6 protein-coding genes and 1 pseudogene are annotated in these 6160 nt (G+C 37.8%); 5 read left to right on the top strand and 2 right to left on the bottom strand.

What is annotated here, in order from left to right:
- A pseudogene (locus V7S50_RS21350) lies at positions 1 to 265 on the bottom strand (polyamine aminopropyltransferase); the annotation flags it as partial.
- Positions 266 to 665: 400 nt separating this feature from the next.
- Between V7S50_RS21350 and V7S50_RS21345 the strand changes: the two are divergent.
- The 5 genes from V7S50_RS21345 (at position 666) to chbG (ending at position 4882) form a co-directional block, all read left to right on the top strand.
- On the top strand, positions 666 to 968 hold the full coding sequence (locus V7S50_RS21345) for a PTS sugar transporter subunit IIB (protein ID WP_078994117.1): 303 nt from the start codon (positions 666 to 668) through the stop codon (positions 966 to 968).
- A 16-nt stretch (positions 969 to 984) separates the two neighbouring features.
- Positions 985 to 2292: a PTS cellobiose transporter subunit IIC gene (gene celB, locus V7S50_RS21340; RefSeq protein ID WP_001168824.1), complete on the top strand. Its 1308-nt coding sequence runs from the start codon at positions 985 to 987 to the stop codon at positions 2290 to 2292.
- Between the two features lie 183 nt (positions 2293 to 2475).
- Positions 2476 to 2799, top strand: a complete 324-nt coding sequence (locus V7S50_RS21335) for a PTS lactose/cellobiose transporter subunit IIA (protein WP_242254950.1) — start codon at positions 2476 to 2478, stop codon at positions 2797 to 2799.
- Positions 2800 to 2802: 3 nt separating this feature from the next.
- Positions 2803 to 4128 (top strand): 6-phospho-beta-glucosidase, encoded by a 1326-nt coding sequence (celF, locus tag V7S50_RS21330; RefSeq protein WP_242254948.1) that lies wholly within the window; start codon positions 2803 to 2805, stop codon positions 4126 to 4128.
- A 49-nt stretch (positions 4129 to 4177) separates the two neighbouring features.
- Positions 4178 to 4882, top strand: a complete 705-nt coding sequence (chbG, locus tag V7S50_RS21325) for a chitin disaccharide deacetylase (RefSeq protein WP_242254946.1) — start codon at positions 4178 to 4180, stop codon at positions 4880 to 4882.
- A 38-nt stretch (positions 4883 to 4920) separates the two neighbouring features.
- Here the strand turns inward: chbG and V7S50_RS21320 are convergent, their stop codons facing one another.
- On the bottom strand, positions 4921 to 6102 hold the full coding sequence (locus tag V7S50_RS21320) for a chromate transporter (RefSeq protein ID WP_242254944.1): 1182 nt from the start codon (positions 6100 to 6102) through the stop codon (positions 4921 to 4923).
- Positions 6103 to 6160 lie beyond the last annotated feature (58 nt).

Here is a 6160-nt window from a genome sequence, read left to right as displayed (position 1 = left end):
TGTCTTGCTTGTCCTGATTGTCTTGCTTGTCCTGATTGTCTTGCTTGTCCTGATTGTCTTGCTTGTCCTGATTGTCTTGCTTGTCCTGATTGTCTAGTTTGTCCTGATTGTCTAGTTTGTCCTGTTTACCATGCTTGTCCTGCTTATTTTCTATCTCCTGCTGTTCTAGTTCGAATTTGTCAGAGTCTAATTCAGAACGCTTGTCTTTTTTATAGCTTGTTATTCTATAAATCTTTATTTTGCTTTGTTTTCTATGTTTTGGCATAGGAATCCCCTTTCGAATTGTGTTATTTTATTCTATTCTATGTAATTTAGTAGAGTCTGCTTGGACAATAGATAAGGGAGTGTGTTCAAGAGGAGTTTATTTTTAATAGATTTTCACGCTAAAAAAATTTTTTTAGTGTTTTTTTGTTTTAAACACAACTAGACAACTAAACACTAATCTATTTTCATACAGTTATGTGTTAAAAGCGTGTTGTTTTATAACACACTGTGTGTTTTTTGAGTGACACACTAATTGAAAGCGTTAACACACAAAGAAAACAGTCGAAAAAGTGCTGATTTTAGTGGTTTTAAAAAGTTGGCACGCTAATTGCATTAATAAATAGCGTAAAGAAAAATAAATAAAACATAAATTTTTTATACTACACAAGGGGGATTTTCAAATGAATATTTTATTATGTTGCTCAGCAGGGATGTCTACAAGTTTACTAGTTACAAAAATGGAAGCGGCTGCAAAAGCTCGCGGTCTAGAAGGAAAGATTTGGGCTGTATCTGGGGATGCAGTAAAAAACAATATCGATCAAGCAGATGTATTATTACTAGGACCACAAGTTCGTTACATGCTTTCTTCAATGAAAACGCTTGCTGATGAGAGAAACGTTGGAATCGACGTTATTAATCCAATGCACTACGGCATGATGAATGGAGAAGCAGTTTTAGATCACGCGTTAACACTTAAAAAATAATTAGGGGGGAAGCGAAATGCAAAAGTTTATTGCATTTATGGAGAAATATATTGTTCCTGTCGCTGGTAAAATCGGATCGCAACGTCACTTAGCTGCGATCCGTGACGGATTTATCGCAGTTATGCCACTTATTTTAGTTGGTGCACTGGCATCACTAATTAATGGTTTTCCATCTGAGGCTTTCCAAGATTTCATGAAAGGTTTGTTTGGTGAAACGTGGAAACAAGTTGGCGGTGGAATGTGGACTGGTTCTTTCGCGATTCTAGCACTAATCATAGCATTTACAACAAGTTATAACTTAGCAAAATCTTACGGCGTTGATGGTTTGTCAGCAGGTATTATTTCATTTGGTGCGTTAATTATTCTTACGCCAACAACACCGAAAGAAGGCGGATTGAACTTAGCTTGGACAGGTGCACAAGGGTTATTCGTAGCAATTATTGTAGCACTCCTTGTTACTGAAGTATTCCGTTTCTTCGTACAAAGAAACATTACTTTTAAAATGCCTGATGGAGTACCACCAGCAGTTTTAAGATCTTTCGCAGCTATAGTTCCAGCATTTGTTATTTTAACAGTAGTTGCAGGTATTCAATTAGCAGTGAAATTAGCCGGTACAAGTGTTCATGAATTTATCTTTAATACGATTCAATCGCCACTGCAAAGTTTAGCAGGGACATTACCAAGTGCAATTGTCATTGTACTCCTTGTTCATCTTCTTTGGTTCTTCGGTTTACATGGTCCAAATATCGTTGGTGGTATTATTGAGCCGTTATACTTACCAGCATTAGAGAAAAATATGCAGTTATTCAAAGGTGGCACATCTGCATTTGATGTTCCAAACATTGTTACAAAACCGTTCTTTGATACTTTCGTATATCTTGGTGGTTCTGGTGCAACATTAGCGTTCTTAGTAGTTGTATTACTTGTAGCAAAAAGTGCACAATTACGCGGTGTATCTCGTTTATCAATTGGTCCAGGTGCATTCAACATTAACGAACCAGTAATCTTTGGTACACCAATTATTTTAAATCCAATTTTATTCTTACCGTTTATCATAACACCAATTGTATTAGTAATTACTTCTTATACAGCTATATCTATTGGCTGGGTACCAAAAACAGTTGTGATGATTCCATGGGCAACACCACCAATTATTAGTGGTTATCTTGTAACAGGTGGACATCTTTCAGGTGCAATTCTACAGTTATTCAACTTTGTAATTGCGATGGTAATCTATTATCCATTCGTTGTGTTATGTGACCGTTCTGTTGTTCGTACTGAAAAAGCAGCAGCACAAGGAAATAACAACTCTGTACCTATGTAACATAGTAATTGTTCTCACAGACAACATGATCTGTGAGAACAATTACCTTTATATCATGTTCAAAAAGATGAAACCCATCTACAAGAACACCAAACTATCATTCATAAAATAATAATTTAATAGACATGTTCAAACTGAAGGGGTATGTAAATCGGTTGAACCATAATAGAGAGGGCGGTAATTATGATGACTACAGCAGAACAAATTCCATTCCAATTAATTTTAAATAGTGGTAATGCACGAAGCTTTGCAATGGAGGCACTTCAATTTGCCAAAAAGGGGAAAATGGCAGAAGCTGATGAAGCGATGGTAAAGGCGAAAGAAGCGATTAATGAAGCGCATCATTTCCAAACAGAGCTCATACAATCAGAAGCAAGAGGAGAAAAAACAGAGATTAGTGTTCTTTTAATTCACGCACAAGATCATTTAATGAATGCGATTACAGTAAAAGAATTAGCAGCAGAGTTTATCGATCTTTATAAAAAGCTTGAAGCGAAAGGGGAATAAAACATGACTGGAATTAAAATTGCTACAATCGGCGGTGGATCTAGTTATACACCAGAGTTAATTGAAGGATTTATTAAACGCTATGATGAGCTTCCTGTTCGTGAAATTTGGTTAGTAGATATTGAGGCAGGAAAAGAAAAGTTAGAAATCGTTGGTAACTTAGCGAAGCGTATGGTGAAAAAATCAGGTTTACCAATCGAGGTTCATTTAACACTTGATCGCCGTGAGGCATTAAAGGGTGCTGATTTCGTAACGACGCAGCTTCGCGTAGGTTTATTAGAAGCACGTGCAAAAGATGAAGCAATCCCATTAAAATATGATGTAATCGGTCAGGAAACGAATGGTCCTGGTGGTTTATTCAAAGCGTTGAGAACGATTCCTGTTATTTTAGATATTTGTAAGGATATGGAGGAGCTTTGTCCGAATGCATGGTTAATTAACTTTGCAAACCCAGCTGGTATGGTAACAGAAGCTGTTCTTCGTTATACAAATATTCAAAGAGTAGTTGGTCTATGTAACGTTCCAATCGGAATCCGTATGGGTCTTGCGAGATTACTTGAAGTAGATGCAAGTCGTGTACATGTTGACTTCGCAGGTTTAAACCATATGGTATACGGACTAGACGTATATTTAGATGGCGTAAGTGTAATGGATCGTGTGTTAGAGCTTGTAACAGATCCAGAAAAGCAAATTACGATGGAAAATATCGCTGCGCTTAACTGGGAGCCAGATTTTATTCGCGGCCTTCGTGCAATTCCTTGTCCATACCATCGTTACTACTACAAAACACGTGAAATGCTAGAAGAAGAGAAAGAAGCTTCGGTTGAAAAAGGTACACGTGCAGAAGTAGTAAAACAATTAGAAGATGATTTATTCGAGTTATATAAAGACCCGAACTTAGATATTAAACCACCACAATTAGAAAAACGTGGCGGCGCTTATTATAGTGATGCAGCATGTAGCTTAATTACGTCTATTTACAATAATAAAGGTGATATCCAGCCTGTTAATACACGAAACAATGGAACAATTGCAAGCTTACCACATGATTCTGCTGTTGAAGTGAACTGTATTATTACGAAAGAAGGTCCAAAACCAATTGCAGTTGGAGATCTTCCAGTACCAGTTCGCGGTTTAGTACAACAAATTAAATCATTTGAGCGCACAACAATTGAAGCTGCTGTTACAGGGGATTATCATAAGGCGCTGCTTGCTATGACAATTAATCCACTTGTACCATCAGATAAAGTTGCAAAACAAATTTTAGATGAAATGTTGGAAGCACATAAAGAACATCTTCCGCAGTTCTTCAAAAAGATAGAGAAATAAAAGCGGCGCTATTTAGCCCGCTTTTTTTATTTCAATAGGAGGTATTACGATGATTAAGTTAATTGTAAATGCAGATGATTTCGGTCTTACAGAAGGTACAAATTACGGTATTATTGATGGGCATATAAATGGACTTGTAAATTCAACGACGATGATGATGAATATGCCAGGAACAGAGCATGCGGTACGCTTAGCAAAAGAGTATAAAACGTTAGGGATAGGAGTACATCTCGTATTAACGGCAGGAAAACCGCTTCTTGGAGACGTACCATCACTTGTAAGTAGCGATGGGGTGTTTCATAAACAAGGCGTCGTATGGGAAGGGAAGGTAAATCCAGAAGAAGTTGAGAGTGAGTGGACTGCTCAAATTGAGAAATTCCTATCTTACGGATTAAAACCAACTCATTTAGATAGTCATCATCATGTACATGGATTGCCAATTTTGCACGATGTTCTTGAAAGATTAGCTACTAAATATAATGTTCCAATTCGTCGTTGTGAAGAAGAGCGAGCAGTGCGTCCATTTTCTGACGTGTTTTATAGTGACTTTTATGCGGATGGTGTGACGGAAGATTATTTTGTGAAGTTAAAAGAAAGAGTACAAGGTGAGCAAACGGTAGAAATTATGGTTCATCCAGCTTATATTGATCCAGAGCTTGTGAAGCGTTCTTCTTACGTAATGGATCGTGTGAAAGAATTACGTATTTTAACAGAGAGCGAGTTACCAGAAGGAATAGAGCTTGTGAAGTTTTAATAAAAAAACGACGGCTACATAATGCCGTCGTTTTTTGTTTACAAAATGGATAGAATATATCCGCCGAAGGCTCCAAGTATAACGATAACCCAAGGTGGTGTTTTCCAAAAAGCGAGCAAGCAAAATAGAAGAGACGCAAAAACAAAATCTACAGCGTTCATGATTGTGCTTGTCCAAATAGGGTCATAAAAAGCTGCTAATAAAATACCGACAACGGCTGCATTGACTCCAAGTAGTGCGCCTTGTATGTAAGATATTTTTCTCACACTGTCCCAAAATGGTAAAACACCAATAACGAGCAAGAAAGCAGGAAGAAAGATTGCAATTGTTGCGAGTATTGCCCCAAGTGTCCCGTTTAGCACTGCTCCTATATAAGAGGCGAATGTAAATAGTGGTCCTGGTACTGCTTGTGTTAATCCGTATCCAGCTAGGAATTGTTCTTTCGTCATCATTCCATTTTGTACGAACTCACCTTCAAGAAGGGGCAGCACGACGTGTCCACCTCCAAATACAAGTGCGCCAGACCGATAGAAACTATCAAATAAAGCGATGTAATAAGAGAACGGTCTTAATATTGGTAGCAGTACTAATAGCCCGAAGAATAAGATGAGACAAGAAACTGCTATCTTTTTTGAAATAGGTACTTTTATATTTTGAGATTGGCTAATTGGTTGGTTGCGATATAAAAACCAGCCGATAAAGCCAGATACTACAATGAGAATGACTTGTGTCCAGCTATTTGGCCATAGTAAGGCGACTGCGGCAGTTACAATAGCGATCGTCGCACGATTTCGGTCTGGCGTTAATTTTTGTGCCATTCCCCATATGGCATGAGCGACAATAGCGACTGCTACAAGTTTTAGTCCATGAATCCAGCCAGCACTTCCAAGATCGAACTGATTAAGGAATGAGGCGAAGAAAACTAAAACAAGCACAGACGGTAAAGTGAATCCAATCCATGAAATAATAGCTCCTAATACCCCGCCTCTTAATAACCCAACTCCCATACCGACTTGACTGCTAGCAGGACCAGGAAGGAATTGACATAGTGCTACTAAATCTCCATAGCTTCGTTCATCCATCCATTTTCTTTTTTGCACATATTCGTGGTGGAAATACCCAAGATGGGCGACAGGACCACCAAATGAAGTAAGTCCTAATTTAAATGAGACGAAAAAAATCTCTAATAATGTGTGAAAAGTGTATTTGTTATTTTTCAAAATGCCCTCCTAGAATGTTTTTCTAAGTGCATTATACAAGAGATAGTAAAGCAAAAGG

The organism is Bacillus sp. CCNWLW194 (assembly GCF_037120585.1).
GTDB classification, from domain to species: domain Bacteria; phylum Bacillota; class Bacilli; order Bacillales; family Bacillaceae_G; genus Bacillus_A; species Bacillus_A basilensis.
This window is presented reverse-complemented; position numbering and strand designations above follow the sequence as displayed.

Coding starts and splice junctions, on each gene's coding strand:
- chbG (WP_242254946.1), top strand. CDS start 4,178: ATGATTAAGTTAATTGTAAATGCAGATGATTTCGGTCTTACAGAAGGT.
- celB (WP_001168824.1), top strand. CDS start 985: ATGCAAAAGTTTATTGCATTTATGGAGAAATATATTGTTCCTGTCGCT.
- celF (WP_242254948.1), top strand. CDS start 2,803: ATGACTGGAATTAAAATTGCTACAATCGGCGGTGGATCTAGTTATACA.
- V7S50_RS21345 (WP_078994117.1), top strand. CDS start 666: ATGAATATTTTATTATGTTGCTCAGCAGGGATGTCTACAAGTTTACTA.
- V7S50_RS21335 (WP_242254950.1), top strand. CDS start 2,476: ATGATGACTACAGCAGAACAAATTCCATTCCAATTAATTTTAAATAGT.